Here is a 24,745-nt window from a genome sequence, read left to right on the forward strand (position 1 = left end):
GCCTCAGAGCAGGTAGGATGTACGCCTATTTTACGGGTGGCATGGTTAATGAAATTCAAGGATCTTCGGGATTTCGTGCAGCAACTTGAGCAGCGCGGAGAGTTGAAACGTATCCAGGTGCCGGTTTCCCCAGTGCTGGAAATGACTGAGATTTGCGACCGTACCCTGCGTAGCAAGGGCCCGGCGCTGCTGTTCGAAAACCCGACCGGCTTTGATATTCCGGTGCTCGGCAACCTGTTCGGCACGCCCGATCGCGTGGCGTTCGGCATGGGCGCGGAGTCGGTCAGCGAACTGCGCGAGATCGGCAAACTACTGGCCTTCCTCAAGGAGCCCGAGCCGCCCAAGGGGCTGAAGGACGCCTGGTCGAAGCTGCCGATCTTCCGCAAAATCATTGCCATGGCCCCCAAAGTGGTCAAGGACGCGGTGTGCCAGGAAGTGGTCATCGAAGGCGATGACGTCGACCTGGCCATGCTCCCGGTGCAAACCTGCTGGCCCGGCGACGTCGGCCCGCTGATCACCTGGGGCCTGACCGTCACCAAAGGCCCGAACAAAGACCGTCAGAACCTCGGTATCTACCGTCAGCAAGTGATCGGCCGCAACAAGGTGATCATGCGTTGGCTGAGTCACCGTGGCGGCGCGCTGGACTTCCGTGAGTGGTGCGAAAAACACCCTGGCCAGCCGTTCCCGGTTTCCGTGGCCTTGGGTGCAGACCCCGCCACCATCCTGGGCGCTGTGACCCCTGTGCCGGACAGCCTGTCCGAATACGCCTTCGCGGGCCTGTTGCGTGGCAACCGTACCGAGCTGGTCAAATGCCGTGGCAACGACCTGCAAGTGCCGGCCACTGCTGAAATCATCCTCGAAGGCGTGATCCACCCTGGCGAGATGGCCGACGAAGGTCCTTACGGCGACCACACCGGCTATTACAACGAAGTCGACAGCTTCCCGGTATTCACCGTCGAACGCATCACCCACCGGATCAAGCCGATCTACCACAGCACTTACACCGGCCGTCCGCCGGATGAGCCGGCCATTCTCGGCGTGGCGCTCAACGAAGTGTTCGTGCCTATCCTGCAAAAGCAATTCCCGGAAATCACCGACTTCTACCTGCCGCCGGAAGGCTGTTCGTACCGCATGGCCATCGTGACCATGAAGAAGTCGTACCCTGGCCATGCCAAGCGCGTCATGTTGGGAGTGTGGTCGTTTTTGCGACAGTTCATGTACACCAAGTTCGTTATCGTCACCGACGACGACATCAACGCCCGCGACTGGAACGACGTGATCTGGGCCATCACCACGCGCATGGACCCCAAGCGCGACACGGTGATGATCGACAATACGCCGATCGACTACCTCGACTTCGCGTCGCCGGTATCGGGCCTGGGCTCTAAGATGGGCCTGGATGCTACCCACAAATGGCCGGGTGAAACTACCCGCGAGTGGGGTCGGGTGATCGTCAAGGATGAAGCCGTGACCGCGCGCGTCGATGCGATGTGGAAAGAATTGGGAATAGATTGATGCGTGTAACCCTGCAACCTTCCGGCGCCGTGCTGGAGCTGGTCCCCGGAGAGCGAATCCTCGAAGGGGCGCGCCGCCTGGGCTACGAATGCCCGCAGGCCTGTCGCAATGGCGTCTGCCACGTGTGTGCCGCGCTGCTGGTGGAAGGCCGGGTGCAGCAAGCAGGTGAGGTGCGCGACCACGGTGAGTTCTACACCTGCATCGCCGAACCGTTGGAAGATTGCATTGTGTTGTGGGATGGCGTGTTGGCGCCGGGAGAGTTGCCGTTGCGCAAGTTGTCGTGCCAATTGAGTGAATGCGTAGAGGTCGGTGGTGATGTGTGGCGCGTGCGCCTGCTGGCCCCGGCCGGCAAGGCGGTGCGCTACCACGCCGGGCAATACCTGATGATCGAACGGGAAAATGGCGAAAAATCCGCATTCTCCCTAGCGTCGGCGCCTCACTCCGGGCGCGAGCTGGAACTGCATGTGCTGGCCCGTGAGGACAGCGCGCGCGCCCTGCTGGAACAGCTGCAACGCAATCAGATGGCCCGTGTGGAGTTGCCGTTTGGCGATACCCATCTGGCTGAACTGCCGGACGGTCCGCTGGTGTTGATCGCCGCCGGCACCGGTATGGCACAGATGCATAGCCTGATCGAACATTGCCGCGCCTCCGGCTTCAAGCACCCGGTGCACCTGTACTGGGGCGTGCGACGCCCGGAAGACTTCTACCAGATCGAACACTGGGACCAATGGCTGCAACTGCCAAACCTGTTCCTGCACAAAGTCGTCAGTGATCTGTGCGGTTGGGAAGGACGCTGCGGTTTGCTCCATGAGGCGGTGTGCGAGGACATCGCCGACCTCAAGGCCGTGCACGTCTACGCCAGCGGCTCACCGGCGATGATCTACGGCACGCTGGATGCGCTGGTCGACGCCGGCATGGATGCGCATCAGATGCGCGCCGACGTATTCGCCTACGCGCCGCGCTGATCCATTCCAAGAGCCGCCGGCTTCTTGTGGTGAGCGGGCAAGCCTGCTCATCACAAAAGCCCCGCTCAGTGCTCGCTTAGAAGCGCACGCCGGTCGTCACCATCGCCGCATTGAACCCCAACAACACCAACTCCGCCGCCACCGGCCCGTAATGGGTGCCTACCGACGGAATAATCACCGGCGCCACACCGAAACGGTTCAATGGGATCTTGTCGCGGTACTTGCCGCGATAGCCCTGGATCGCCCCGCCCGTGACCTTCAGGTACACCGGATAGTCGGTCATGTCATAGCGCTTGCCCGCGTAGGCGTAGTACGAGCGCTGGCGGAACGAGTTGCGAAAGGTTGCCCCGCCATACACCAACCCTGAGGCTTCATTGCGCTCCAGGCCAATCAGGTCTTGGTTGTTGTTGTGGTCCTTGTCCGGCGCGAAGTGCCGAGTGTAGACGCTGGTCTGCGCGTACCAGAAGCCCTTGTCGTCTTCGGTGACGGGCGATTCGCCAGCTAGCGCGGTGGTGGCCTGGGCCAGCAATAACAGGCCAGGCAGTCGAAAATTCTTCATGGGTGCGACCTCGGTAGTCGGTTTGATGGGCGGCTAAGTGGGTCGTGATGTGCACCCTATTTTGACGGCTTGGCGCGTGCCCAGGCTGAACCGGGGCTGAAAGTAACGGGATCGCTACGGATAATCCTGACGGAGGGGCCTCTGGGCTTATGCATTCTCTTATTCCTTAAAGGTATTTAATTTGTTACATGAATATCTTTAAGCTATATCTCAACGGACTACCGATTTTCTGCCAATCACCAACAACTGACCGCCACCGCCCGCCAGCCGGATCGATCGTATGAGCTCAGAGCACTGACGTTCTGATGTTTGATTACTGATTCATAAGGGAAAGGGGAGCGGTATGGGGAGCTACAAGAAACACGCGCTGTACTCGGCGATTTTGTCGGCCAATTTGCTGACCGCTGTGAGCTTCAATCCAGTCTTTGCGGCCGAAACGTCCGCCACCGATGCACCCAAACTCGACACCGTGATTGTCACCGGCACCCGCGCTCAGGAGCGTACGGCCAGTGCTTCACTGTCACCCATCGATGTGATTTCCGGTGACAGTCTGCGCAGCACCGGCTCCGATGAGCTGGGCGCAGTGCTGGCGCGCCTTATTCCATCAATCAATTTCCCACGCCCAAGCCTGGTGGACGGCGCCGAATTGGTGCGGCCTGCACAGTTGCGCGGCCTGTCACCTGATCAGGTGCTGGTGCTGGTCAACGGCAAGCGCCGCCACACCAGTGCCTTCGTCAACCTGGGCGGCGCAGTGGGCCGTGGGTCGGCACCGGCGGACCTGAATGCGATCCCGCTGTCGGCGGTGGACCATATCGAAGTGCTGCGAGACGGTGCTTCCGCGCGCTACGGCTCGGATGCGATTGCCGGGGTGATCAACGTGATACTCAAGCACGCTGACCATGGCGGCTCGATCTCCACCAAGTTCGGCGAATACAAGAAGGGCGACGGCATCCAGCGTAATGTCAGCGGCAACACCGGCCTGGCATTGGGCGACAACGGCTTTATCAACCTGTCGGCCGAAGGGGCTGACAACGACTACACCAACCGCGCCGGTGATGACTACCGCACCGGAAGCGTCGGCTCTACCACCTATGGCCAGCGCGTGTTCCGCCAAGGTGAGCCGGCCACCAATGAAGGCAAGTTCCAGTTCAACTCCGAATATTCCTTCAACGACGCGGCCGAGTTCTACACCTTCGGCGGTTACAGCAAGCGGCGTGGCGAGACGGCGGCGTTCTACCGCGCGAGCAATGCGTCCAACAACATCCCGGCGCTCAACCCCAACGGTTACCTGCCGCTGATCAAGGGCAACCTTGAAGACACGTCGTTGGTGGTAGGCCTGCGTGGCTTGCTGGCGTACGACTGGCATTACGACCTGTCGGCCAACTACGGCAAGAACCAGTACGCACTCAGCACTGAAACCATCAACACCTCTCTGGGCCTGGCGACACCGCGCAAGTTCGACAACGGCACCCTGAGCAACGACCAGAAGCAAGTCAGCCTGGACCTTTCCCGCGAGTTCGACGTGGGCTGGCTGCCTTACCCGGTGTCCGTGGCGTTCGGCGGTGAATACCTGCATCAGGGTTATGAAATCGAGGCGGGCGAGCCAGCGTCCTACTTCCAGACCGGCAGCTCCGGGCTGGGCGGCTTCCGGGATGCCGACGCGGGCACCAGCTCTCGTCACAATTGGGCGCAGTATCTGGACCTGGAAACCAACTTCACCGAAAAACTCAGCGCCTCGGCCGCCGTGCGCCATGAGGACTACAGCGATTTCGGCTCCAATGTGAGCGGCTCGCTGTCAGCTCGTTATGACTTCACCCCGCAAGTGGCCTTGCGCGGCAGTGTATCCAACGGGTTCCGCGCGCCGTCCCTGGCCCAGCAGAACTTTGCCTACACCTCATCGCAGCTGATCGGCAGCACCATCCAGGAAGCCGGTACCTTCCCGGCCAACAGCCAGGTTGCGCGCTTGCTCGGTGCTGAAGACCTCAAGGCCGAGAAGTCGCGCAACTACAGCCTTGGTCTGGTACTGGAGCCGGCCGATGACCTGACGGTGACGGTGGATGTGTACCGTATCGACATTCGCGACCGTATCAGCCTGTCCTCCAACCTCGGCATAAACGCGGCGACGCGTGCCTACCTGCAGGCCAACGGCGTGGGCAACATTGATTACACCACCGCCCGCTACTTCACCAACGCCACCGACACCAGCACCGACGGCGTCGATCTGGTAGCCAACTATCGCTACCAATTCGATAGCGGTATCCGCTGGAACAGCACCGTGGGCTACAACTACAACCACACCAAAGTGACCGATGTGAAACCCAACCCGGCCATCCTCGATAGCCTTGGGGCGAACCTGGTGAGGGTGGACCGTCGCGAGCGCATCGGTTTGCTCGGCGATACCACGCCCCAGCACAAGCTGAGCCTGGGTAACGACTTCACCTACGGCAATTGGGCACTGCACAGCAATTTGGTGCGCTATGGTGAGTTCACCAGCTACCAGGCGGACAAGGTCAACGACCAGACTTTCAAGGCCGCCTGGGTACTGGATTTATCGGCTGACTACAAGCTGAAGAACTGGACCTTCACCGTGGGCGGCGACAACGTCACCGATAAATACCCAGAGAAGGTCAACGCCTTCGCCAGCAGTGGTGGCAATTTGGCCTATAGCACTTTTTCGCCGTACGGTTACAGCGGCGCGTTTTATTACGGTAAAGTTGCTTACAACTGGTAACACACAGGAGGCGTACCGCTTTTCGCCATGACCGCCATAGAAACCGATCTTCAGCAGTTGGCTTACCCTCCGCGGCTCGATCTGGGGCCGCAACTCACTCACGAACAGTTAATGAGCTCGATGCAGGCCACCATGGGCCGGCATAAAGGTGGGCCGGTCTGGCTATTTGCGTACGGTTCGCTGATCTGGCGTCCTGAATGCTCGTCTTCCGAGCGGGTGCGGGCGCGGGTCCACGGCTATCACCGCGGCCTGTACCTGTGGTCCCACGAGCATCGGGGCACGCCGGAAACGCCAGGGTTGGTGTTTGGGTTGGATCGCGGTGGCTCTTGCAGCGGGTTCGCTTACCGCTTGCCCGAAGATCAGTTGGAGGCCTCGCTTTACGCCTTGTGGCAGCGCGAGATGCCTTACCCGTCCTACCGGCCGCACTGGCTCAGCTGCCGTCTTGAGGATGGCAGTCAGGTGCAGGCGTTGGGGTTTGTCCTGGAGCGGCACTTGCCCAGCTATGCTGGCAACTTGCCGGATATCGTGCTCAACCATGTGCTGCAAAGCGCTTGCGGGCGTTACGGCACTACTCGCGATTATGTCGAGCAGACCGTAAACGCCCTGCGTAGCCACGCCATGCCAGATAAGAATCTGGAGGCGCGGCTCAAGCGTTGTGCAAAGGGTTGCTCTGGCGATTAACGCGCCGAGCTGACGCTGTTGGTGTGCCACAGCGTTGGGATCAGGAACGCGATAGCCAGCAGGCACGCACCGATCAGCAGTACGAAACCACCGTCCCAGCCGAAGTGGTCCACGGTGTAGCCCATTGCCGCACTGGCTGCCACCGAACCGCCCAGATAACCGAACAGACCGGTGAAGCCCGCGGCCGTACCGGCGGCTTTCTTGGGTGCCAACTCCAGAGCCTGCAGGCCGATCAGCATCACTGGGCCGTAGATCAGGAAACCGATGGAGAACAGCGCAATCATGTCGACCATCGGGTTGCCCGGCGGGTTGAGCCAGTACACCAGGGTTGCCACGGTCACCAGCGCCATGAACACCACGCCCGTCAGGCCACGGTTGCCACGGAAGATCTTGTCCGACATCCAGCCGCACAGCAGCGTGCCTGGAATGCCTGCCCACTCGTAGAAGAAATACGCCCAGGACGTTTTATCCACGTCGAAGTGCTTGGCTTCCTTCAGATAAGTTGGCGCCCAGTCCAGCACGCCGTAGCGCAACAGGTAGACGAACACGTTGGCGAAGGCGATGTACCACAGCATTTTGTTGCGCAGCACGTATTTGACGAAGATTTCCTTGGCGCTGAATTCTTCCTCATGGCTGGCGTCGTAGCCTTCGGGATAGTCGTTCTTGTATTTCTCGATGGGCGGCAGGCCAACCGATTGCGGTGTGTCGCGCATGGTGATGAAGGCAAAGGCCGCTACCGCCAAGGCCACAGTGGCCGGCACATAGAAAGCTGCGTGCCAGTCGTTGAACCACGCCATGCCCAGCAGGAACAGCGGACCGATCAGGCCGCCACCGACGTTGTGCGCCACGTTCCACACCGACACTACACCGCCGCGTTCTTTCTGCGACCACCAGTGCACCATCGTCCGCCCACTTGGCGGCCAGCCCATGCCTTGGGCCCAGCCGTTGATGAACAGCAGAATGAACATCATGGTCACGCTGGACGTTGCCCAAGGTGCGAACCCGAAAATGAACATCACACCCGCCGATATCAGCAGGCCGAAAGGCAGGAAGTAGCGTGGGTTGGAACGGTCGGACACCAGGCCCATGAGGAACTTGGACAGGCCGTAGGCAATGGCGATGGCCGACATCGCCAAGCCCAGTTGACCACGGGTGTAACCCTCGTCGATCAGATAGGGCATGGCCAGGGAGAAGTTTTTACGCAGCAGGTAATAACCGGCGTAACCGAAGAAAATACCGGCGAAGATCTGCCAGCGCAGTCGTCGGTAGGTACTGTCTATTTTTTCTTCAGGCAGGGGCGCCTGATGCGCGGCAGGACGAAAGAAAGCAAACATTCAAGAGCTCCAAATTTCTTGTTTTGACTGCGGATGCGAATGTTACAGTTTCGTTACCGAAAATAGCATCGCTTCTCATGCACAAACACAGGAAATGGGAGCAATTGCATGTTCTTTTATGAACATGTCGTAAATGGATAAGTGTGGGTCGTTATCGATTTTATGATCGCAGGAGATCAAATGTGGGAGGGGGCTTGCCCCGATAGCGGTAGGTCAGCCAGCTTATCTGTAGCTGACCCACTGCCATCGGGGGCAAGCCCCCTCCCACATTTGATTGCATTTCAGGTCGGTTAGCGGGTCTGGACGACCACCTTGCCGACAGCCTTGCGCTGGCCGAGGTCATTGATCGCCTGGGCGGCTTGGTCCAGTGGATACACCTGCGACACCAACGGCTTGAGCTTGCCCTCACCGTACCAAGTGAACAGTTGCTGGAAGTTCGCCGCATTGTCCTGCGGCTGGCGCTGGGCAAACGAGCCCCAGAACACCCCGACCACCGCTGCGCCCTTGAGCAAAGCCAGGTTCACCGGCAGCTCTGGAATACGCCCGCTGGCGAACCCAACCACCAGCAAACGCCCGTTCCAGGCGATGGCGCGGATGGCCTGGTCAAACAGGTCACCGCCCACCGGGTCGTAGATCACATCGGCGCCGTTGCCGTCGGTGAGGCGCTTGATCTCTTCTTTGAGGCTGGTTTCGCTGTAGTTGATCAGTTCATCGGCACCCGCGGCCTTGGCCACGGCGAGCTTGTCGGCGCTGCTGGCTGCGGCGATCACACGGGCGCCCATGGCCTTGCCGATTTCCACCGCGGCCAGGCCTACGCCGCCGGACGCACCGAGCACCAGCAAGGTTTCGCCAGGTTGCAGGTTGGCGCGTTGTTTGAGCGCATGCATCGAGGTGCCGTAGGTCATGCTGAAGGCGGCAGCGGTGTTGAAGTCCATGCTCGGCGGGATCGGTAGCACGTTATAGCCCGGCACCGCGACCTGCTCGGCAAAGCTGCCCCAGCCGGTGAGTGCCATGACCCGGTCGCCGACTTTCAAATGGCTGATCTTCTCACCCACTTCGCTGACCACGCCCGACGCCTCGCCACCCGGCGAAAACGGAAAGGGCGGCTTGAACTGGTACTTTCCCTCGATGATCAGGGTGTCCGGGAAGTTCACCCCCGCCGCGTGTACGTCCAGCAGGATTTCGTTCTTCTTGATCGCCGGGCTGGCGATTTCTTCCAGCACCAGGGTTTCGGCGGGGCCGAAGGCTTTGCACAGCACAGCTTTCATCGGGCTATTCCTTTTGGTGTCGTGGCCGATAAGTGTAGGAGGGTAGGCCCGTGGGTCAACGAGCATGCCCGGCCCTGATAAGCCGCCATAAGCTTGTGCTCTGCCTTGCTAGCGTTATGCTACCCGGCAACCGAATGTGAGGAATGAACTGTGAAAGCGTGGATCCTGTTGATGCTGGCCCTGACCTTGCCCATGGCTGCCCAGGCCGAAGAAGCCAAAGAAGGCGAGGCGCCGAAGGTCAGCTATATCAGCCTGAGCCCGCCGTTCGTGGGTAACTACGGCCTGGACGGCACGGCGAAACTCAAGGTGTTCAAGGCTGACATCGCCCTGCGCGTGACCGGTACCGAAGCCGCTGCTGCTGTCAAAGCCAACGATGCGTTGATTCGTAACCAGTTGGTGGCGCTGTTTACCCAGCAGACCAACGAGGCCATGAGCACCGTCGAAGGCAAGGAAAAACTGCGCCAGGAAGCCCTCAAGCAAACCCAGCAAGTGATGAGCGACGAGACCGGCAAGCCGGTGGTGGAAGACCTGTTGTTCAACAACCTGATCATTCAGTAATCAGCCTGGCTGGCGGTTCAGGAAGCCAAACTCTTCCTGAACCGCACCAACGCCACCGAAAAAAACAACAATCCAATTGCCGCCAGCGCCAGCAAGTCCGGCCATACCACACTGACGCCCGCGTCCCGAAACAGGATCGCTGCACTCAGGCTCACAAAGTGCGTCGACGGCGAGCCCTGCATCACCCACTGCAACCACTCGGGCATGCTGTCCAGTGGCGTACTGCCGCCGGATAGCAACAGCATTGGGATAATCACCGGGATTGCCAGCAAGCCGAACTGCGGCGTCGAGCGGGCAAGGGTGGCGAGGAAGATTCCCAGTGCGGTGCTGGCAAACAGGTACAGCGCGGTCACGAATAGAAACAGGCCCATCGATCCCGCCAGTGGCACGCCGAGCAAGCCTTTGACCACCACCTCCAGCGACACCCAAGTACACACCACCACCACCAACATGTTGCTCCAGATTTTTGCCAGCATGATTTCCAGCGCGGTCAGCGGCAGCACCAGCAGATGGTCGAGGGTGCCGTGCTCTCGCTCACGCAACAGCGCGGTGCCGGTCAATACGATGGCGAGAATGGTGATGTTGTTGACGATCTGGATTACCGCCAGGAACCAGCCACCTTCCAGGTTGGTATTGAACAGCGCTCGTGTGGTCAGCAGCGCCGGGGCTTTGCTGGCGGTATCGGTTTGGCCGCTGTAGCTCAGCAACTCCCGTTGGAAAATCCTGCCGATATAGCCCGCGCCCATGAACGCCTGGCTCATTGCCGTGGCATCGACGTTCACCTGCACGCCGGGCTGGCGACCCGCGAGCAGATCAGCCTGGAAGTTGGCCGGCACGTTGATCACGAAGGTGTATTGGCCGCTGTCCATCACCTTGTCCAATTGGTCGTAGGCCAGCGGCGCAGGCGCCTGGAATTCCGGCGGTTGCAGCGCCTCTGCCATCTGCCTGGAGAGCGCGCTGTGATCCTCGTCCACAAAGGCGACGCTGGCGTTGTGTACGCCAATTACCGATCCGGCGGCAGGAATATAGATGGCGACAGTGAAGGCGTAGAACAGGAACAGCAGCAATACGCTGTCGTGGCGCAGGCTGGTGAGTTCCTTGATGCCCAGGCGCAGGATATGAGTGAGCGTGTGCATCAGGCCTCCTGCTTCTTGAGCATGATCAGGCTTAGCCCGGTGAATCCGATGAAGAACCCGAACAGCGCCAGGCATTGCGGCCACAACTGGCGTAGGTCCAAAGCTTTGGTGAACGTGCCGACTGCGATATCCAGGAAGTGCCCGGCTGGAAACAGCATGCCCATCAGTGCCGCTGCGCCTTCCAGAGAGGAGCGCGGCACGATCAGCCCGGAAAACTGGATGGTCGGCAGGCTGGTGATGATCATGGTGCCGAGGATCGCCGCGATTTGAGTACGGGTGAACGCGGAAATCAGCAGGCCCATGCTGGTGGTGGCCAGCACGTAAAGCAGTCCGCCAAAGGCCAACGTCAGGCCGCTGCCCTTGAACGGTACGCCAAACAGCCAGCGATTCATGGCCACCAGCAGCGCCAGGTTGATCAGGCTCACGGCGATGTAGGGCGCCTGCTTGCCCAGCAGGAACTCCAGGCGCGTCAGTGGTGTGGCATAGAAGTTGGTGATCGAGCCCAGTTCTTTCTCGCGCACGATTCCCAGAGCCGTGAGCATCGCTGGGATAAACGCCAGGATCAGCGCCATCACCCCTGGGCCGATGGCATTCACGCTGACCACGTCCTGGTTATAGCGAAAGCGGGTTTCCAGCTTGGCGGCGGCCTGGGTGGTCTGCGGCAGGCTGCTCAGTTCGGCCAGTTGTTGCAGGTTGCCCTGGTGTACCGCTTCTACATAGTTGCGGCTGGTTTCCGCGCGAAACGGCATGCCGCCGTCGAGCCAGGCGGCGACTGTGGGTTGGCGGCCAGCGTAGAGGTCACGGCCAAACCCTGGCGGTATCTCCAGGGCCAGTTTGATTTCCGAGCGCTGCAGGCGCCGGTGCAACTCACTGGAATCCTGGATGGGCGCCTGTTCGGCGAAGTAGCGCGAGCTGCGGAAGGCTTCCAGATAGGCTCGGCTTTGGGGGCTTTGGTCCTGGTCGTAGACGGCAAAGGCGAGGTTTTCCACGTCCAGGGAAATGCCGTAGCCGAAGATCACCATCATGAACATCGCGCCGAGGAGGGCGAAGGCCATGCGCACTTTGTCGCGCAGTAGTTCTTTGCCTTCACGGCTGGCCACGGCCAACAGGCGAGAAAGGCTGAAGCCGCGTTTGCTCACGGGCGGCGCACTGATTTCGCTGACGGTTTTGGCCGGTGCGGCGGGCTCGGGTTCGCCTTGGGCCTGTTCCAGGCAGGTGACGAACGCAGCTTCCAGGGTGTCGCCGTGGAACTGCTGTTGCAGTGCCTCCGGTGTGTCGCAGGCCAGCACTTTGCCGGCGTGCATCAAGGAAATGCGGTCGCAGCGCTGGGCTTCGTTCATGAAGTGGGTGGACAGGAAGATGGTTACGCCTTGCTCCCGAGACAACTCGACCAGCAGCCGCCAGAAATCATCCCGAGCTGCCGGGTCGACGCCGGAAGTGGGTTCATCGAGGATCAGCACTTCCGGGCGATGCAGCACGGCCACTGCCAAAGACAAGCGCTGGCGCAGACCGAGGGGTAATTCGCCGGAGGGTTGCTCGGCTATCTTGCTCAGGTCAAAGCGTTGGATCAATTCATCGATACGCGGCCCACTGTCTGCTTTGGGCAGGTCGAACAGTTGCGCGTGCAGCACCAGGTTCTGGCGCACGCTGAGCTCGCCGTACAGCGAGAAACTCTGGGACATGAAACCCACGCGCTTGCGGGTGGCCAGGTCCTTGGCGTTCACAGGGTTGCCCAGCAGTGTCGCGCTGCCTTCGGTGGCCGGCATCAGCCCGGTGAGGACTTTCATGGTGGTGGTCTTGCCGCAACCGTTGGAGCCGAGGAAGCCGAAAATCTCGCCTCGACCAATAGCAAAGCTAACCTTGTTCACCGCCGTGAAATCACCGAAACGCAGGGTCAACTCGTGCGCTTCGATGGCGATATCGGCGTTGGCGTTTTCCCTTGGCGGGATCACCAGCGGCTGGTTGTCATGGGCGCCATCGCCCTGGAAGTGAGTGAAGGCCTCATCCAGTTTGCCACTCGGCGTCGCTGCCGCCAGTTCGCGACTGAGGCCGTCGGCGATCAGTTTGCCGCGGTCGAGCATCATGCAATGTTCGAACTGCTCGGCTTCCTCCATGTAGGCCGTGGCTACCAGCAGCGTCAGTTGCGGGCGTTCGCTGCGTACGGTTTCTACCAGCTCCCAGAAGCGTCGACGGGACAGCGGATCGACGCCGGTGGTGGGCTCATCAAGGATAAGCAGGTCCGGGTCGTGGATCAGCGCGCAGCACAGGCCGAGCTTCTGCTTCATGCCGCCGGAAAGTTTGCCGGCTGGGCGCTCGGCGAAGCGAGCCAGGTCGGTGGCCAGCAGCAGGTTGTGCATGCGCTGGTCGCAGTCGGCTTTGGACAGGCCGAACAGGGTGGCGAAGAAGCGGATGTTCTCGCTGATGGACAGCTCGGGGTACAGGTTGCCACCCAAACCCTGAGGCATGAAGGCGATGCGCGGATACAGGCTGTTGCGGTGACGGCGATCCTGAATGGAGCCGCCGAGTACCTCTAATTGGCCGGCCTGGAGTTTCTTAACGCCGGCGATCAACCCCAACAAACTCGATTTGCCCGCACCATCCGGGCCGATCAGCCCGCAGCGTGTACCGGCGGGCAGGCTGAAGGCGATGTCGATCAGCGCCTGTTGTTTGCCGTAATGGTGGTTGATGCCTTTGGCGTGCAGCGCCAGGCCGGTCATTGCAGGTTGGCCGGCCAGTCGATATCAGCTGTGCGCACATAGCCGGAGCCGGGCATACCCGGTTTGGCTTGGGGCACGGCGCTCGGTTGAGTCAGGTGCAATTTGACGCGGAATACCAGTTTCTGGCGTTCGTCGCGGGTCTCCACTTCCTTGGGGGTGAACTGCGACTTGGCGGCGACGAAACTGATCTTGGCCGGCAACGGCTGCTGGGGCAGGGCGTCGAGCAGAATCCGCGCGTCACTGCCGACGGTCAGGCGTCCGGTCACGGAGGCGGGCAGATAGAGGTTCATGTACTGATCATTGGGGTCGATCAGCAGCAACACGCGCCCGCCCGCGCCAAGCACTTCACCCGGTTCGGCCAGGCGCAGTTGGATAATGCCGTCGATAGGCGCGCGCAGGCTGCTGTCGTCGATTTCACTGGTGAGCTGCGCGACCTGGGCTTGTGCGGCACCGATGGTGGCTTTTGCCGAATTGACCTGGGCCTGGGCGGCGGTCACGGCGGCGTTGCCGGTGTTCTGGCGGGCTTGCTGCTGGTCGATCAACTGGCCGCTGGCGAAGCCGCGTTTGTACAGCTCCTGGGTACGCTTGAGTTCCTGGTTGGCCAGCAGTTGTTCGCTCTGGCGCAGTTGCACGTTGGCCTCGGCGGCGGCGAAGTTCTCCTTGGCCCTCAGCACTTCGGCTTCGGCCTGGGCGCGCTGGGCTTCCAGCGTGCGGGTGTCCATGCGCGCCAGCAGTTGGCCCTTGAGGACCTTGTCGCCTTCGTCGACCCGCACTTCGGCCAGGCGCCCTGGGATCTTGGCGGCGATCTGCACTTCGGTGGATTCCAGGCGGCCATTGCCCATGCCCAGACCTTCGGGCAGACGGTCCTGGGTGGAGCGCCAGTAACCGAAGCCGCCGGCACCGAGCAACAACGCGATCAAGAGAACGGCAAACAGGTGGGAAGAGCGGGGTGTGGTCGACATGGGTGCATCCTGCGGCTTTAGCATCCTAGTTTGATCGGTGCTGCCCAAGGGGCGTTGATACCGATCAAATGAAGCGCAAGCCTAACCCGGTTAAAGGGCAGATGCATGCGTCGAGCGCGTGACCGCAGGGTTCTCGTCAGCGCAGCGCCAGCACCGTCGCCCATTGCTCGGCGGTGACCGGCATCACCGACAGGCGGCTGCCTTTTTGCACCAGGGGCAATTCGGCGAGGGCGGTTTGCTGTTTCAAGTAGCCGAGCCCCAGCACCTTGGGGAAGGTTTGGACGTGCGCGACGTTGATCGCAGTCCACGGGTTTTTCTCCGGGGTGGCTTTGGCGTCGAAATAGTGGCTGTCCGGTTCCAGTGCGGTCGGATCCGGGTAGGCCGCTTCGACAATTTTGCCGATACCCGCAATGCCTGGCTCTGGGCAACTGGAGTGATAGAAGAAAAACTCATCGCCCACGGCCATGGCGCGTAGGAAGTTGCGCGCCTGGTAGTTGCGTACGCCGTCCCAGCGCGCTTCGCCAAGCTTTTCCAGGCCGCTGATGGACAGTTCGTCGGGCTCGGATTTCATCAGCCAGTAGGCCATTTTTGGGCTCCTGAAAAAGGCAGTGGGCAAGTTGTCAGGCAATTTGATGACAAACCGACAGTCGGTTGGCGCCAAGGTTTGCGTGTTGGTTCACGTTACCGCAAAATGCCGGCCTTTAAGCTTGACGCAGCTGCAACGGACTACTTTGGAACGTTGTTGTCATCGTGTACGAGATGCCTGAAGGGGGGCAATCGATGCAACGTAAACCGGATTTACTATGGATTTTGGTGATTTTGTTTGGTCTGGGCGTCGTGACCACCGGGTATGCCCAAAGCTTGTGGTCGAACAAGACCGATGCTCCCGTTGAACTGGCTCAACAGCAGCCGCAACCGTTCAAGCGTTAAGCCTTCTTCAAGACGCCGCTGCTTCAAGCGGCGTTTTTGCGACATACCACTGCTTATCAGTGACAGTGCCAGCCAATGGCACATCCCAACTGGCTTGTGCCAATCGATCGACCTTCTGACATTCATGGGCCAGGCCTAGCAGCGTCGGCTTGCGCCAGCTTTGACGGCGTGCCAGATACGCCAGGCTGCGGTCGTAGAAACCGCCGCCCATGCCCAGGCGGCCACCCGCGTCATCGAACCCCACCAACGGCAGCAACACCAGGTCCAGCGCCCACACCTTGCGCTGGCGCTTGGCATTGACCCTTGGCTCCAGAATTCGAAAGCGGTTGGGCAGCAGCTTTTCGCCAGGCTTCACGCGCTGGAACACCATCTTGGTACGCGGCCAAGCGCTGAGCACCGGCAGATAGGTGGCCTTGCCCCGGCGCTGAGCGGCGCGCAGCAGCAGGCGCGGATCGATTTCACCGTCCGTCGGTAGATACAAGGAAATATGTTTGGCCCGGCGAAACAGCGGGTGCTGTGCCAGTTGCCGATACAGGCCGTGGGCGGCTTGGTGCTGCTCGCTCGGCGTAAGGGCGCGGCGGGCGTTGCGTAACATGCGTCGAAGTTGCGGACGGGAAAGCGGCGCAGGTTCGGTCATGGTTTTTCGGCTCATAAAACAATGCCAGTCCTTAAGACTGGCATTGAGTTTGGAATTCAGGCTCCCCGACAGAACCGCTGTCGACTAAGCCCTTGAACCCGAAAGTTCAAGGTGGAAGAAGCAGTAGGCTTTAAGGCTTTCCGTCTAGCGGACATGCACACCAGCCCAACGTGCAACTTCCAGGGTAGTGCGAATCGGCTCCGGGACATCGCCGACTGGCAAGCACGCCAGGGAGTGGGGCGAGTATACCTTAAACAGTCGCGGGGATCAGCCCTTGGGTTGCTCTGTGTCGCTGGAAAGCACCAGATCAACACGTTCGAGCAGATCGCGAACCTGCTCGCGGGTCGAGCCGCTGGCCTGCACGTCAGGGCGTTCCTGCTTATGCAGCAGATCGTGGGTAATGTTCAGCGCGGCCATCACGGCGATACGGTCGGCGCCGATCACTTTGCCGCTGCTGCGGATTTCACGCATTTTTCCATCCAGGTAACGGGCGGCGCTCACCAGGTTGTTGCGCTCTTCCTGGGGACAGATGATCGAATATTCTTTGTCGAGGATCTGCACGGTGACGCTATTGCTTGAACTCATGAGTCTTGCTCCAGGGCCTTCAGGCGCGAAATCATCGATTCGACCTTACGCCGGGCGATTTCGTTTTTTTCAATGAGGTGAGCGCGTTCCTCGCGCCAGGTCTTTTCCTGAGCTAATAGGAGTCCGTTTTGACTCTTAAGTTGCTCGACCCGAGTAATTAGCAATTCGAGTCTGGCCATCAGCGCTTGCAGGTCGGTGTCTTCCATTGGGTTCCACTGGATTTTGTCTGATGAATGGCAACTGCAGGATAAACGATCTGACGCCCTTGATAGTCTTGGTACGTCTGCCGGTGCTAGGATACAGCGCTCCATTCTAGACATTGCGCCGTCTGGCGCCTAGCTCACCATGCCCACTAAGAACTCTCCGTACGACGCTTTTTCCACACTGCTGAGCACCAGCGGTCACCCATGTTCGCCTGCCGAACTGCACGGCGTGCTGTTGGGTCGCAGCTGCACCGGTGTTGGCTTTGATGCCGACAACTGGTTGGCCGATGTCGCCGAGCTGTTGGAAACCGAACCGACCGACAACGTGCGTAACGCGCTGATCGGCCTGCAAGAGATGGTCAAGGGCGAACTGACCGGTGATGACGTCACCGTAGTCCTGTTGCTACCGACCGACGACGCTCCGCTCACCGAACGCGCCGCCGCATTGGGCCAATGGTGCCAGGGTTTCCTCCACGGTTTCGGCGTGAACGCCGGCGGCCTGGAGCTGAGCACCGACGCCAAGGAAGTGCTGCAGGACCTCGCCGCGATCTCCCAAGTGCAAGATGCGCTGGAAGAGTCCGAAGACGGCGAAGGCGACTACATGGAAGTCATGGAATACCTGCGCGTCGCGCCGCTGCTGCTGTTCACCGAGACCAAGAAGTCCGCTGAGCCTGCTGCACCCAAGCCGTCGCTGCACTAAGAAAGGAAGCCCATCTGCCCATGATCCATATCCCCAAAGCGGAATACACCCGCCGCCGCAAGGCGCTCATGGCGCAGATGGAACCCAACAGCATCGCGATTCTGCCGGCCGCCGCCGTGGCCATCCGCAATCGCGATGTCGAGCACGTTTACCGCCAGGACAGCGACTTCCAGTACCTGAGCGGTTTCCCCGAACCCGAAGCAGTGATCGTGCTGATGCCCGGTCGCCAGCATGGCGAGTACGTGCTGTTCTGCCGCGAACGCAATGCCGAGCGTGAACTGTGGGACGGCCTGCGTGCCGGTACCGAAGGCGCAATCCGTGAGTTTGGCGCCGACGATGCCTTCCCCATCACCGATATCGACGACATCCTGCCCGGCCTGATCGAAGGCCGTGACCGGGTGTATTCGGCCATGGGCAGCAACGCTGAATTTGACCGGCACGTGATGGAGTGGATCAACGTGATCCGCTCTAAAGCGCACCTCGGCGCCCAGCCCCCGAACGAATTTGTTGCCTTGGATCATCTGCTCCACGACATGCGCCTGTATAAATCGGCGGCAGAAGTGAGGGTGATGCGCGAGGCCGCGCGGATTTCCTGCGCTGCCCACGTCAAGGCGATGCAGGCCAGCCGCGCTGGGTTGCATGAGTTCAGCCTGGAAGCCGAGCTGGATTACGAATTCCGCAAAGGCGGCGCGAAGATGCCGGCTTACGGCTCCATCGTCGCCGCCGGGCGCAACAGCTGCATCCTGCATTACCAGCAGAATGACGCGCTGCTCAAGGATGGGGACCTGGTGCTGATCGACGCCGGTTGCGAGATCGACTGCTACGCCAGCGACATTACCCGCACCTGGCCGGTCAACGGAAAGTTTTCACCTGAGCAAAAAGCGATCTACGAGATTGTGCTGGCCTCCCAGGAAGCCGCCTTTGCCGAGATCGCGCCGAATAAACATTGGAACCAGGCCCATGAGGCGACCGTGCAGGTCATCACCGCTGGGCTGGTTAAGTTGGGACTGCTGCAAGGTGACGTTGACGAACTTATCGCCAGCGAAGCCTATAAACCTTTCTATATGCACCGCGCCGGCCATTGGCTGGGCATGGATGTGCACGATGTGGGCGAGTACAAGGTGGGCGGTGAATGGCGGGTGCTGGAAGTCGGCATGGCGTTGACCGTGGAGCCGGGGATCTATATTTCGCCGGACAACCAGAACGTGGCGAAGAAATGGCGTGGCATTGGCGTACGCATCGAGGACGACGTGGTAGTGACCAAGCAAGGCTGTGAAATCCTGACCGGCGGCGTTCCCAAGACCGTCGTCGAGATCGAAGCGCTGATGGCGGCCTCCCGATGAGCCGGGTCAATCTCGCGATTATCGGCGGTGGCCTGGTGGGCGCCAGCCTGGCGCTGGCGTTGCAGGCCGGGGCCAAGGCGCGGGGCTGGAAGATCATGCTGATCGAGCCCTTCGCTCCGGGCGACAGCTACCAGCCAAGCTACGATGCACGATCGTCGGCGCTGTCGTTTGGCGCGCGCCAGATTTATCAGCGGCTGGGTATCTGGCAGGAGGTTTCCCGCCGAGCCGAGCCGATCAAGCAGATTCACGTGTCGGACCGTGGGCGTTTCTCCACCGCACGTTTGTCCGCCATGGAGGAGGGTGTGCCAGCACTCGGCTACGTAGTGGAAAACGCCTGGCTCGGCCAATGCCTGTGGCAAGGCCTGGACAAAGACGTGGTCAGCTGGCGCTGCCCGGCGGAAGTCACCCGCATGGAGCCGCTGCCCGACGGCTATCGCCTGACGCTCAACGATGAAACCGTGTTGGAATGCGACCTCGCCGTGCTCGCCGATGGCGGCCGATCCGGCTTGCGCGAGCAATTGGGCATTGGCGTGAAGACCCGTCCGTACAACCAGAGCGCGCTGATTGCCAACATCACTCCCAGCGAAGCCCATAACGGCGAAGCCTTCGAGCGCTTCACCGACGAAGGCCCGATGGCCTTGCTGCCGCTGCCAGACAACCGCTGCGCGCTGGTGTGGACACGCATCGGCATGGACGCCCAGCGCCTGGCCGCCCTCGACGAACGCAGTTTCCTCAGCGAATTACAGAGCGTGTTCGGCTACCGTCTGGGCACCTTGAAGCAAGTCGGCGCGCGCCATTTGTATCCGCTGACCCTGGTGGAAGCCGAAGAGCAGGTACGTTCCCACCTGGTGATCCTCGGCAACGCCGCCCACAGCCTGCACCCAATTGCAGGGCAGGGTTTCAACCTTTCCCTGCGCGATGCGAGTGCCTTGGCCGAGGCCCTGCTCGCCGGGCCAGCGGTGCCCGGTGACCTGGCGACGTTACAGGCGTACCGCGAGCGCCAGCGTATGGACCAGAAGTTGACTGTCGGTTTCTCCGATCAGGTCACGCGCCTGTTTGGCAGTGCACAACCGCTGGTAGCGCTGGGCCGCAATATGGGTCTGCTGGGCCTGGATTTGTTGCCGCCGGCCAAACGCTGGTTCGCCCGTCAGGCCATGGGCTTGGGGACGCGTCCCGATGCGTAAGTGGTTGGTGGCGCGGTTGGGCAAGGCGCGCTTGCTGCGTTGGATCATGACCCTGTACCCGCCATACCTGGGCGCTGGCGTCAGCGTGCAGCATATGAGCGCGGATTTTCGTCACGTCAAAGTGCGCATGGGGCTGGGTTGGTACAACCGTAATTACGTCGGCACGCAGTTCGGCGGTAGCCTGTATTCGATGGTCGACCCGTTCTACATGCTGATGCTGATGGAAAATCTGGGCCGCGACTACATCGTCTGGGACAAGGCCGCGAGCATCGACTTTATCTCGCCGGGAAAAGGCCCGGTGTACGCCGAATTTTTCATCGACGAGGCCTTGCTTGACGAGGTGCGCCGACAGACCGAAGGCGGCGAGAAATACCTGCCTCACCTCACGGTCCAGATTCATGACGGCTCCGGCACCCTGGTGGCGCGGGTCGACAAAACCCTTTACGTGCGGCGCAAGCCGCAAGCGAGACAGGCTTAAACCATGGACATGCGCGCAGATGTGCTGATTGTCGGGGCCGGAATGGTCGGAAGCGCGCTGGCGCTGGCGTTGCAGGGCAGTGGCCTGCAAGTGCTGCTGCTCGATGGCAGCCCGCTGAGCGTCAAACCGTTCGACCGTGACGCGGCCTTCGAACCCCGCGTGAGCGCCTTATCGGCCGCCAGCCAGCGCATCCTGGAGCGCTTGGGCGTGTGGGACGGCATTGTGTCGCGCCGGGCCAGCCCTTACGGCGAGATGCAGGTGTGGGATGGCAGCGGCACTGGGCAGATCCACTTTTCGGCGGCCAGCGTGCACGCCGAGGTGCTCGGGCATATCGTCGAAAACCGTGTGGTGCAGGATGCTTTGCTTGATCGCCTGCACGACTGCGACTTGGGCCTGCTGGCCAACGCGCGGTTGGAGCAGATGCGCCGCTCCGGCGATGACTGGCTGCTGACCCTGGCCGATGGCCGCACCTTGCGCGCGCCGTTGGTGGTCGCCGCCGATGGCGCCAACTCCGCCGTGCGTCGCCTGACCGGCACCGCCACCCGTGAATGGGATTACTTGCATAACGCCATTGTCACCAGCGTGCGTAGCAGTCAGCCGCACCAGCGTACGGCGTGGCAACGCTTTACCGACACCGGCCCGTTGGCGTTTTTGCCGTTGGTACGCGATGGGCAGGAAGATTGGTGTTCGATCGTATGGTCCACCACACCGGCTGAGTCCGAGCGCCTGATGGCCTTGGATGATGAGAGTTTTTGCCGTGAGCTGGAGCGCGCCTTTGAAGGGCGGCTTGGCACTGTGGTCAGTGCTGATCCACGGGTTTGCGTACCGTTGCGCCAGCGTCACGCCAAACGCTACGTGGCCGAGGGCCTGGCGTTGATCGGCGATGCGGCTCATGTGATCCACCCGTTGGCCGGGCAGGGCGTCAACCTGGGTTTCCTCGATGCGGCGGTGCTGGCCGAAGTGTTGTTGTCGGCTACTGAACGCGGCGAGCGTCTGGCGGATGTGAAAGTGCTGAGCCGTTACGAACGTCGTCGGATGCCCCACAACTTGGCGCTGATGGCCGCAATGGAAGGTTTTGAGCGGTTGTTCCAGGCCGATCAACTGCCGTTACGTTGGTTGCGTAACGCCGGGCTGAAGATGGTCGACCAGATGCCCGAAGCCAAAGCGGTATTTGTGCGCCAGGCCTTGGGCTTGACGGGCGATCTGCCAACACTCGCGAAACCCTGAGGCATCTGTGCAACATCTGGTAACGCCTCCACCGAGCGTTACCAAATGTGAGTCCCTATCATTTGCGCTCACTTTGCAAATGAGAGACCGCACCCATGTTGGCACCCAAGCGCCTACTGACTGCCCTGGCACTCACCCTGATCGGCAGCACGACTGTGCAGGCAGCCGACGAAGTGGTGGTCTACTCCTCGCGCATCGACGAACTGATCAAACCCGTGTTCGATGCCTACACCAAAAAGACTGGCGTCCAGGTGAAGTTCATCACCGACAAGGAAGCCCCGCTGATGCAGCGCATCAAGGCCGAGGGCGAAAACGCTACCGCCGACCTGTTGCTCACCGTGGATGCCGGCAACCTCTGGCAGGCCGAGCAAATGGGCATCCTGCAACCCTTCACCTCGCCCGTGATCGACAAGAACATTCCTCTGCAATACCGCTCATCCGCCCACGCTTGGACTGGCTTGAGCCTGCGTGCGCGGACCATCGCCTATTCCACTGACCGGGTAAAACCGGGTGATTTGACCACCTACGAAGCCCTGGCCGACAAACAGTGGGAAGGTCGTCTGTGCCTGCGCACGGCGAAAAAGGTCTACAACCAGTCGCTCACCGCGACCCTGATCGAAACCCACGGCGCGGCCAAGACCGAAGAAATCGTCAAGGGCTGGGTGAATAACCTCTCTACTGACGTGTTCTCTGATGACATCGCCGTGCTGGAGGCGATCAACGCCGGGCAGTGCGACGTGGGTATCGTCAACACCTACTACTACGGCCGCCTGCACAAGCAGAAGCCGGACCTGGCTGTGAAGCTGTTCTGGCCGAACCAGGGCGACCGTGGTGTGCATGTGAACCTGTCGGGTATCGGCTTGACCAAGCACGCGCCACACCCGGAAGCCGCCAAGGCTCTGGTGGAATGGATGACCACACCTGAAGCGCAGAAGATCTTTGCCGATGTGAATCAGGAGTTCCCGGCCAACCCGGCTGTACCGCCGTCGGCCGAAGTGGCGACCTGGGGCAAGTTCGTTGCGGACACCTTGCCGGTGGAAGTGGCGGGTAAGCGCCAGGCTGAAGCCATTCGCTTGATGGATCGCGCCGGCTGGAACTAAGTACAATTTGTAGGACGCCGCAGATCCAAATGTGGGAGGGGGCTTGCCCCCGATGGCGGAGGATCAGTCACCGATGAGTCGACTGACATTCCGACATCGGGGGCAAGCCCCCTTCCACATTGGGTTGTGGTGATTTCAAGATCTTCATTATCGAGAACCCACCTTTGGCCCACCCCGCCCAACGCCGCTGGTACCTGCCGGTTTTCACCGTCGCCGCCCTGGTGCTGCTGCCGCTGAGCGTGCTGTTGCTGTCCTGGCAAAGCATCGATGCGCAAATCTGGTCCCATCTGTGGGAAACCCAGATGCCCCGGCTGCTGGGCAATACCCTGACCCTTGTGGTTGGGGTGGGTTTGGGCGTGACCCTCTTGGGCGTAAGCCTGGCCTGGCTCACTAGCCTCTGCGAATTCCCCGGCCGGCGCTGGCTTGACTGGGCGTTGATGCTCCCCTTCGCCATCCCCGCCTACGTGCTTGCCTTCGTCTTTGTTGGCCTGCTGGATTTCGCAGGCCCAGTGCAGACCCTGCTGCGAGAGTGGTTCGGCACCGGTCTGCGCCTGCCTCGCGTGCGTTCCACCAGTGGCGTGATCATCGTGTTGGTGCTGGTGTTCTACCCCTACGTCTACCTGCTGGCGCGCACTGCATTCCTGGCCCAGGGCAAAGGCCTGATGGAAGCCGCGCGAGTGTTGGGGCAATCGCCGTGGCAAGCGTTCTGGCGCGTGGCGCTACCCATGGCGCGGCCGGCGATTGGCGCCGGGGTCGCCCTGGCGTTGATGGAAACCCTGGCGGATTTCGGTGCGGTCTCGGTGTTCAACTTCGATACCTTTACCACCGCGATCTATAAAACCTGGTACGGCTTTTTCAGTCTTTCCAGCGCAGCCCAACTGGCCAGCCTGTTATTGCTGGTGGTGATGCTGGTGCTGTACGGCGAACGGCGTGCCCGTGGCGCGAGCCGTCCCAGCAATGAGCGGCCTCGGGGCAAGGCGCTCTACCACCTGCGTGGGTTCAAAGCGTTAGCCGCCAGTGCCTGGTGTGGGCTGGTGTTTGCGTGCGCCTTTGTCATTCCGGTGCTGCAGTTGATCGCGTGGTTCTGGCAGCGCGGCCGGTTCGACCTGGATGAGCGGTATTCGGGTCTGATCGTCCATACCCTCTATCTCGGTGGTATCGCGGCATTGATCACGGTCAGCGTGGCGTTGGTACTTGCCTTCGCCAACCGCCTGTCGCCGACCCGGGCGATTCGCTCCGGTATCAGCCTGGCCAATGTTGGCTATGCGTTGCCGGGTTCGGTGCTGGCGGTGTCGATCATGTTGGCGTTCAGTTATCTGGACCGCGAACTGGTGGTGCCGCTGTCCGGCTGGCTCGGTGGTGCGGGCAAACCGCTGTTGCTGGGCAGCCTGTCGGCGCTGGTGCTGGCGTATCTGGTGCGTTTTCTGGCGGTGGCCTACGGGCCGCTGGAAAATAGCCTGGCGCGCATCCGGCCTTCGTTGCCGGAAGCGGCGCGTAGTTTGGGCGTGAGTGGGCCGCGACTGTTTTGCAAAGTGTATCTTCCGCTGTTGCTACCCGGCACCCTGAGTGCTGCGCTGCTGGTGTTCGTGGATGTGCTCAAGGAAATGCCCGCAACCTTGCTGATGCGCCCGTTCGGCTGGGACACCCTGGCGGTGCGGATCTTTGAAATGACCAGCGAAGGCGAGTGGGCACGGGCTTCGCTGCCGGCACTGACACTGGTACTGGTGGGCCTGCTGCCGGTGATCGGGCTGATCCGACGCTCTGCCCGACCAATCGGTTAGGTGTCAGTCCTACGGCTTGAGGCTACAATGCGCGGCATTCGGTGCGCTCCGCCTTTCGGATCGGGTCGTTGTACGTGGCTGCAGCCCTTGTAATTCAAGGTCTTCAGCACGAACAGCAACGCTGCGCACCTTCGCCAAGCCCGGAAGGAGA

Annotated in this window: 23 protein-coding genes and 1 other RNA gene; 13 read left to right on the top strand and 11 right to left on the bottom strand. The window is 61.0% G+C overall.

What is annotated here, in order from left to right; translation table 11 throughout:
- Window positions 1-48: 48 nt before the first annotated feature.
- Both ubiD and ACVWXD_RS26260 read left to right on the top strand, forming a co-directional pair.
- Window positions 49-1,515, top strand: a complete 1,467-nt coding sequence (ubiD, locus tag ACVWXD_RS26255; RefSeq protein ID WP_032884305.1) for a 4-hydroxy-3-polyprenylbenzoate decarboxylase — start codon at window positions 49-51, stop codon at window positions 1,513-1,515.
- Window positions 1,515-2,480, top strand: a complete 966-nt coding sequence (locus ACVWXD_RS26260) for a CDP-6-deoxy-delta-3,4-glucoseen reductase (protein WP_032884304.1) — start codon at window positions 1,515-1,517, stop codon at window positions 2,478-2,480. The genes ubiD and ACVWXD_RS26260 overlap by 1 nt, the downstream gene beginning before the upstream one ends.
- 76 nt (window positions 2,481-2,556) lie before the next feature.
- Here the strand turns inward: ACVWXD_RS26260 and ACVWXD_RS26265 are convergent, their stop codons facing one another.
- Complete coding sequence (locus ACVWXD_RS26265; RefSeq protein ID WP_032884303.1) at window positions 2,557-3,039, bottom strand: hypothetical protein; 483 nt, start codon at window positions 3,037-3,039, stop codon at window positions 2,557-2,559.
- 343 nt (window positions 3,040-3,382) lie between these two features.
- Here ACVWXD_RS26265 and ACVWXD_RS26270 point away from each other — a divergent pair, with 343 nt between their 5' ends.
- Entirely contained in the window at window positions 3,383-5,770 is a 2,388-nt protein-coding gene (locus tag ACVWXD_RS26270) for a TonB-dependent receptor plug domain-containing protein (protein WP_457371504.1), read from the top strand.
- A gap of 27 nt (window positions 5,771-5,797) precedes the next feature.
- Window positions 5,798-6,451, top strand: coding sequence for a gamma-glutamylcyclotransferase (locus ACVWXD_RS26275; protein WP_032884300.1), 654 nt, complete (start codon window positions 5,798-5,800; stop codon window positions 6,449-6,451).
- Here the strand turns inward: ACVWXD_RS26275 and glpT are convergent.
- Window positions 6,448-7,785, bottom strand: coding sequence for a glycerol-3-phosphate transporter (glpT, locus tag ACVWXD_RS26280; protein WP_032884299.1), 1,338 nt, complete (start codon window positions 7,783-7,785; stop codon window positions 6,448-6,450). The genes ACVWXD_RS26275 and glpT overlap by 4 nt on opposite strands.
- A gap of 290 nt (window positions 7,786-8,075) precedes the next feature.
- On the bottom strand, window positions 8,076-9,053 hold the full coding sequence (locus tag ACVWXD_RS26285) for an NADPH:quinone oxidoreductase family protein (protein WP_122681940.1): 978 nt from the start codon (window positions 9,051-9,053) through the stop codon (window positions 8,076-8,078).
- A 150-nt stretch (window positions 9,054-9,203) separates the two neighbouring features.
- On the opposite strand from ACVWXD_RS26285, the gene ACVWXD_RS26290 reads away from it, so the two are divergent.
- Window positions 9,204-9,611, top strand: coding sequence for a flagellar basal body-associated protein FliL (locus ACVWXD_RS26290; protein WP_093120488.1), 408 nt, complete (start codon window positions 9,204-9,206; stop codon window positions 9,609-9,611).
- A gap of 17 nt (window positions 9,612-9,628) precedes the next feature.
- Here ACVWXD_RS26290 and ACVWXD_RS26295 read toward each other — a convergent pair whose 3' ends face one another.
- The 4 genes from ACVWXD_RS26295 to ACVWXD_RS26310 form a co-directional block, all read right to left on the bottom strand.
- Window positions 9,629-10,747, bottom strand: a complete 1,119-nt coding sequence (locus ACVWXD_RS26295; RefSeq protein ID WP_457371505.1) for an ABC transporter permease — start codon at window positions 10,745-10,747, stop codon at window positions 9,629-9,631.
- Window positions 10,747-13,464, bottom strand: a complete 2,718-nt coding sequence (gene rbbA, locus ACVWXD_RS26300; RefSeq protein ID WP_122756255.1) for a ribosome-associated ATPase/putative transporter RbbA — start codon at window positions 13,462-13,464, stop codon at window positions 10,747-10,749. Before rbbA ends, ACVWXD_RS26295 begins: the two co-directional genes overlap by 1 nt.
- Window positions 13,461-14,426, bottom strand: coding sequence for an HlyD family secretion protein (locus ACVWXD_RS26305; RefSeq protein WP_095185174.1), 966 nt, complete (start codon window positions 14,424-14,426; stop codon window positions 13,461-13,463). Before ACVWXD_RS26305 ends, rbbA begins: the two co-directional genes overlap by 4 nt.
- Before the next feature lie 136 nt (window positions 14,427-14,562).
- Window positions 14,563-15,012: an EVE domain-containing protein gene (locus ACVWXD_RS26310; RefSeq protein WP_095185173.1), complete on the bottom strand. Its 450-nt coding sequence runs from the start codon at window positions 15,010-15,012 to the stop codon at window positions 14,563-14,565.
- A gap of 194 nt (window positions 15,013-15,206) precedes the next feature.
- Between ACVWXD_RS26310 and ACVWXD_RS26315 the strand changes: the two genes are divergently transcribed.
- Entirely contained in the window at window positions 15,207-15,356 is a 150-nt protein-coding gene (locus tag ACVWXD_RS26315) for a hypothetical protein (protein ID WP_010207387.1), read from the top strand.
- Between the two features lie 7 nt (window positions 15,357-15,363).
- On the opposite strand, the gene ACVWXD_RS26320 is transcribed toward ACVWXD_RS26315, so the two are convergent.
- The 4 genes from ACVWXD_RS26320 to ACVWXD_RS26335 all read right to left on the bottom strand — a co-directional run bounded on the left by ACVWXD_RS26320 (window position 15,364) and on the right by ACVWXD_RS26335 (window position 16,784).
- The gene (locus ACVWXD_RS26320) at window positions 15,364-15,993 is read right to left on the bottom strand and encodes a 5-formyltetrahydrofolate cyclo-ligase (RefSeq protein WP_457371603.1); all 630 of its coding nucleotides are present in this window, start codon (window positions 15,991-15,993) and stop codon (window positions 15,364-15,366) included.
- A 58-nt stretch (window positions 15,994-16,051) separates the two neighbouring features.
- Window positions 16,052-16,230: non-coding RNA, 6S RNA (gene ssrS / locus ACVWXD_RS26325), on the bottom strand.
- A gap of 30 nt (window positions 16,231-16,260) precedes the next feature.
- On the bottom strand, window positions 16,261-16,578 hold the full coding sequence (locus ACVWXD_RS26330; RefSeq protein WP_027608375.1) for a cell division protein ZapA: 318 nt from the start codon (window positions 16,576-16,578) through the stop codon (window positions 16,261-16,263).
- Entirely contained in the window at window positions 16,575-16,784 is a 210-nt protein-coding gene (locus tag ACVWXD_RS26335) for a TIGR02449 family protein (protein ID WP_007982902.1), read from the bottom strand. The genes ACVWXD_RS26330 and ACVWXD_RS26335 overlap by 4 nt, the downstream gene beginning before the upstream one ends.
- A 139-nt stretch (window positions 16,785-16,923) precedes the next feature.
- On the opposite strand from ACVWXD_RS26335, the gene ACVWXD_RS26340 reads away from it, so the two are divergent.
- The 7 genes from ACVWXD_RS26340 to ACVWXD_RS26370 all read left to right on the top strand — a co-directional run bounded on the left by ACVWXD_RS26340 (window position 16,924) and on the right by ACVWXD_RS26370 (window position 24,594).
- Window positions 16,924-17,481 carry a YecA/YgfB family protein gene (locus tag ACVWXD_RS26340; protein WP_032884286.1) on the top strand — a complete coding sequence of 186 codons (558 nt, stop codon included), beginning with the start codon at window positions 16,924-16,926 and terminating at the stop codon, window positions 17,479-17,481.
- Window positions 17,482-17,501: 20 nt separating this feature from the next.
- Window positions 17,502-18,824, top strand: coding sequence for a Xaa-Pro aminopeptidase (pepP, locus tag ACVWXD_RS26345; protein ID WP_032884285.1), 1,323 nt, complete (start codon window positions 17,502-17,504; stop codon window positions 18,822-18,824).
- On the top strand, window positions 18,821-20,008 hold the full coding sequence (gene ubiH, locus ACVWXD_RS26350; protein ID WP_099601730.1) for a 2-octaprenyl-6-methoxyphenyl hydroxylase: 1,188 nt from the start codon (window positions 18,821-18,823) through the stop codon (window positions 20,006-20,008). The genes pepP and ubiH overlap by 4 nt, the downstream gene beginning before the upstream one ends.
- The gene (locus ACVWXD_RS26355; RefSeq protein WP_032884283.1) at window positions 20,001-20,486 is read left to right on the top strand and encodes a DUF4442 domain-containing protein; all 486 of its coding nucleotides are present in this window, start codon (window positions 20,001-20,003) and stop codon (window positions 20,484-20,486) included. Before ubiH ends, ACVWXD_RS26355 begins: the two co-directional genes overlap by 8 nt.
- Window positions 20,487-20,495: 9 nt before the next feature.
- A complete protein-coding gene (locus ACVWXD_RS26360) occupies window positions 20,496-21,713 on the top strand; it encodes a 2-octaprenyl-3-methyl-6-methoxy-1,4-benzoquinol hydroxylase (RefSeq protein WP_163033280.1) in 1,218 nt (405 codons plus the stop codon).
- A 95-nt stretch (window positions 21,714-21,808) separates the two neighbouring features.
- Window positions 21,809-22,813, top strand: a complete 1,005-nt coding sequence (locus tag ACVWXD_RS26365; protein WP_032884279.1) for an extracellular solute-binding protein — start codon at window positions 21,809-21,811, stop codon at window positions 22,811-22,813.
- Window positions 22,814-22,977: 164 nt separating this feature from the next.
- A complete protein-coding gene (locus ACVWXD_RS26370) occupies window positions 22,978-24,594 on the top strand; it encodes an ABC transporter permease (protein WP_122754214.1) in 1,617 nt (538 codons plus the stop codon).
- Window positions 24,595-24,745 lie beyond the last annotated feature (151 nt).

This window comes from Pseudomonas sp. TE3911, from assembly GCF_054062775.1.

What these genes read in the sequence shown, in the direction of transcription:
- ubiD (WP_032884305.1), top strand. Translation starts at nt 49, where the DNA reads ATGAAATTCAAGGATCTTCGGGATTTCGTGCAGCAACTTGAGCAGCGC.
- ACVWXD_RS26260 (WP_032884304.1), top strand. Translation starts at nt 1,515, where the DNA reads ATGCGTGTAACCCTGCAACCTTCCGGCGCCGTGCTGGAGCTGGTCCCC.
- ACVWXD_RS26265 (WP_032884303.1), bottom strand. Translation starts at nt 3,039, where the DNA reads ATGAAGAATTTTCGACTGCCTGGCCTGTTATTGCTGGCCCAGGCCACC.
- ACVWXD_RS26270 (WP_457371504.1), top strand. Translation starts at nt 3,383, where the DNA reads ATGGGGAGCTACAAGAAACACGCGCTGTACTCGGCGATTTTGTCGGCC.
- ACVWXD_RS26275 (WP_032884300.1), top strand. Translation starts at nt 5,798, where the DNA reads ATGACCGCCATAGAAACCGATCTTCAGCAGTTGGCTTACCCTCCGCGG.
- glpT (WP_032884299.1), bottom strand. Translation starts at nt 7,785, where the DNA reads ATGTTTGCTTTCTTTCGTCCTGCCGCGCATCAGGCGCCCCTGCCTGAA.
- ACVWXD_RS26285 (WP_122681940.1), bottom strand. Translation starts at nt 9,053, where the DNA reads ATGAAAGCTGTGCTGTGCAAAGCCTTCGGCCCCGCCGAAACCCTGGTG.
- ACVWXD_RS26295 (WP_457371505.1), bottom strand. Translation starts at nt 10,747, where the DNA reads ATGCACACGCTCACTCATATCCTGCGCCTGGGCATCAAGGAACTCACC.
- rbbA (WP_122756255.1), bottom strand. Translation starts at nt 13,464, where the DNA reads ATGACCGGCCTGGCGCTGCACGCCAAAGGCATCAACCACCATTACGGC.
- ACVWXD_RS26305 (WP_095185174.1), bottom strand. Translation starts at nt 14,426, where the DNA reads ATGTCGACCACACCCCGCTCTTCCCACCTGTTTGCCGTTCTCTTGATC.
- ACVWXD_RS26310 (WP_095185173.1), bottom strand. Translation starts at nt 15,012, where the DNA reads ATGGCCTACTGGCTGATGAAATCCGAGCCCGACGAACTGTCCATCAGC.
- ACVWXD_RS26315 (WP_010207387.1), top strand. Translation starts at nt 15,207, where the DNA reads ATGCAACGTAAACCGGATTTACTATGGATTTTGGTGATTTTGTTTGGT.
- ACVWXD_RS26320 (WP_457371603.1), bottom strand. Translation starts at nt 15,993, where the DNA reads ATGACCGAACCTGCGCCGCTTTCCCGTCCGCAACTTCGACGCATGTTA.
- ACVWXD_RS26330 (WP_027608375.1), bottom strand. Translation starts at nt 16,578, where the DNA reads ATGAGTTCAAGCAATAGCGTCACCGTGCAGATCCTCGACAAAGAATAT.
- ACVWXD_RS26335 (WP_007982902.1), bottom strand. Translation starts at nt 16,784, where the DNA reads ATGGAAGACACCGACCTGCAAGCGCTGATGGCCAGACTCGAATTGCTA.
- ACVWXD_RS26340 (WP_032884286.1), top strand. Translation starts at nt 16,924, where the DNA reads ATGCCCACTAAGAACTCTCCGTACGACGCTTTTTCCACACTGCTGAGC.
- pepP (WP_032884285.1), top strand. Translation starts at nt 17,502, where the DNA reads ATGATCCATATCCCCAAAGCGGAATACACCCGCCGCCGCAAGGCGCTC.
- ubiH (WP_099601730.1), top strand. Translation starts at nt 18,821, where the DNA reads ATGAGCCGGGTCAATCTCGCGATTATCGGCGGTGGCCTGGTGGGCGCC.
- ACVWXD_RS26355 (WP_032884283.1), top strand. Translation starts at nt 20,001, where the DNA reads ATGCGTAAGTGGTTGGTGGCGCGGTTGGGCAAGGCGCGCTTGCTGCGT.
- ACVWXD_RS26360 (WP_163033280.1), top strand. Translation starts at nt 20,496, where the DNA reads ATGCGCGCAGATGTGCTGATTGTCGGGGCCGGAATGGTCGGAAGCGCG.
- ACVWXD_RS26365 (WP_032884279.1), top strand. Translation starts at nt 21,809, where the DNA reads ATGTTGGCACCCAAGCGCCTACTGACTGCCCTGGCACTCACCCTGATC.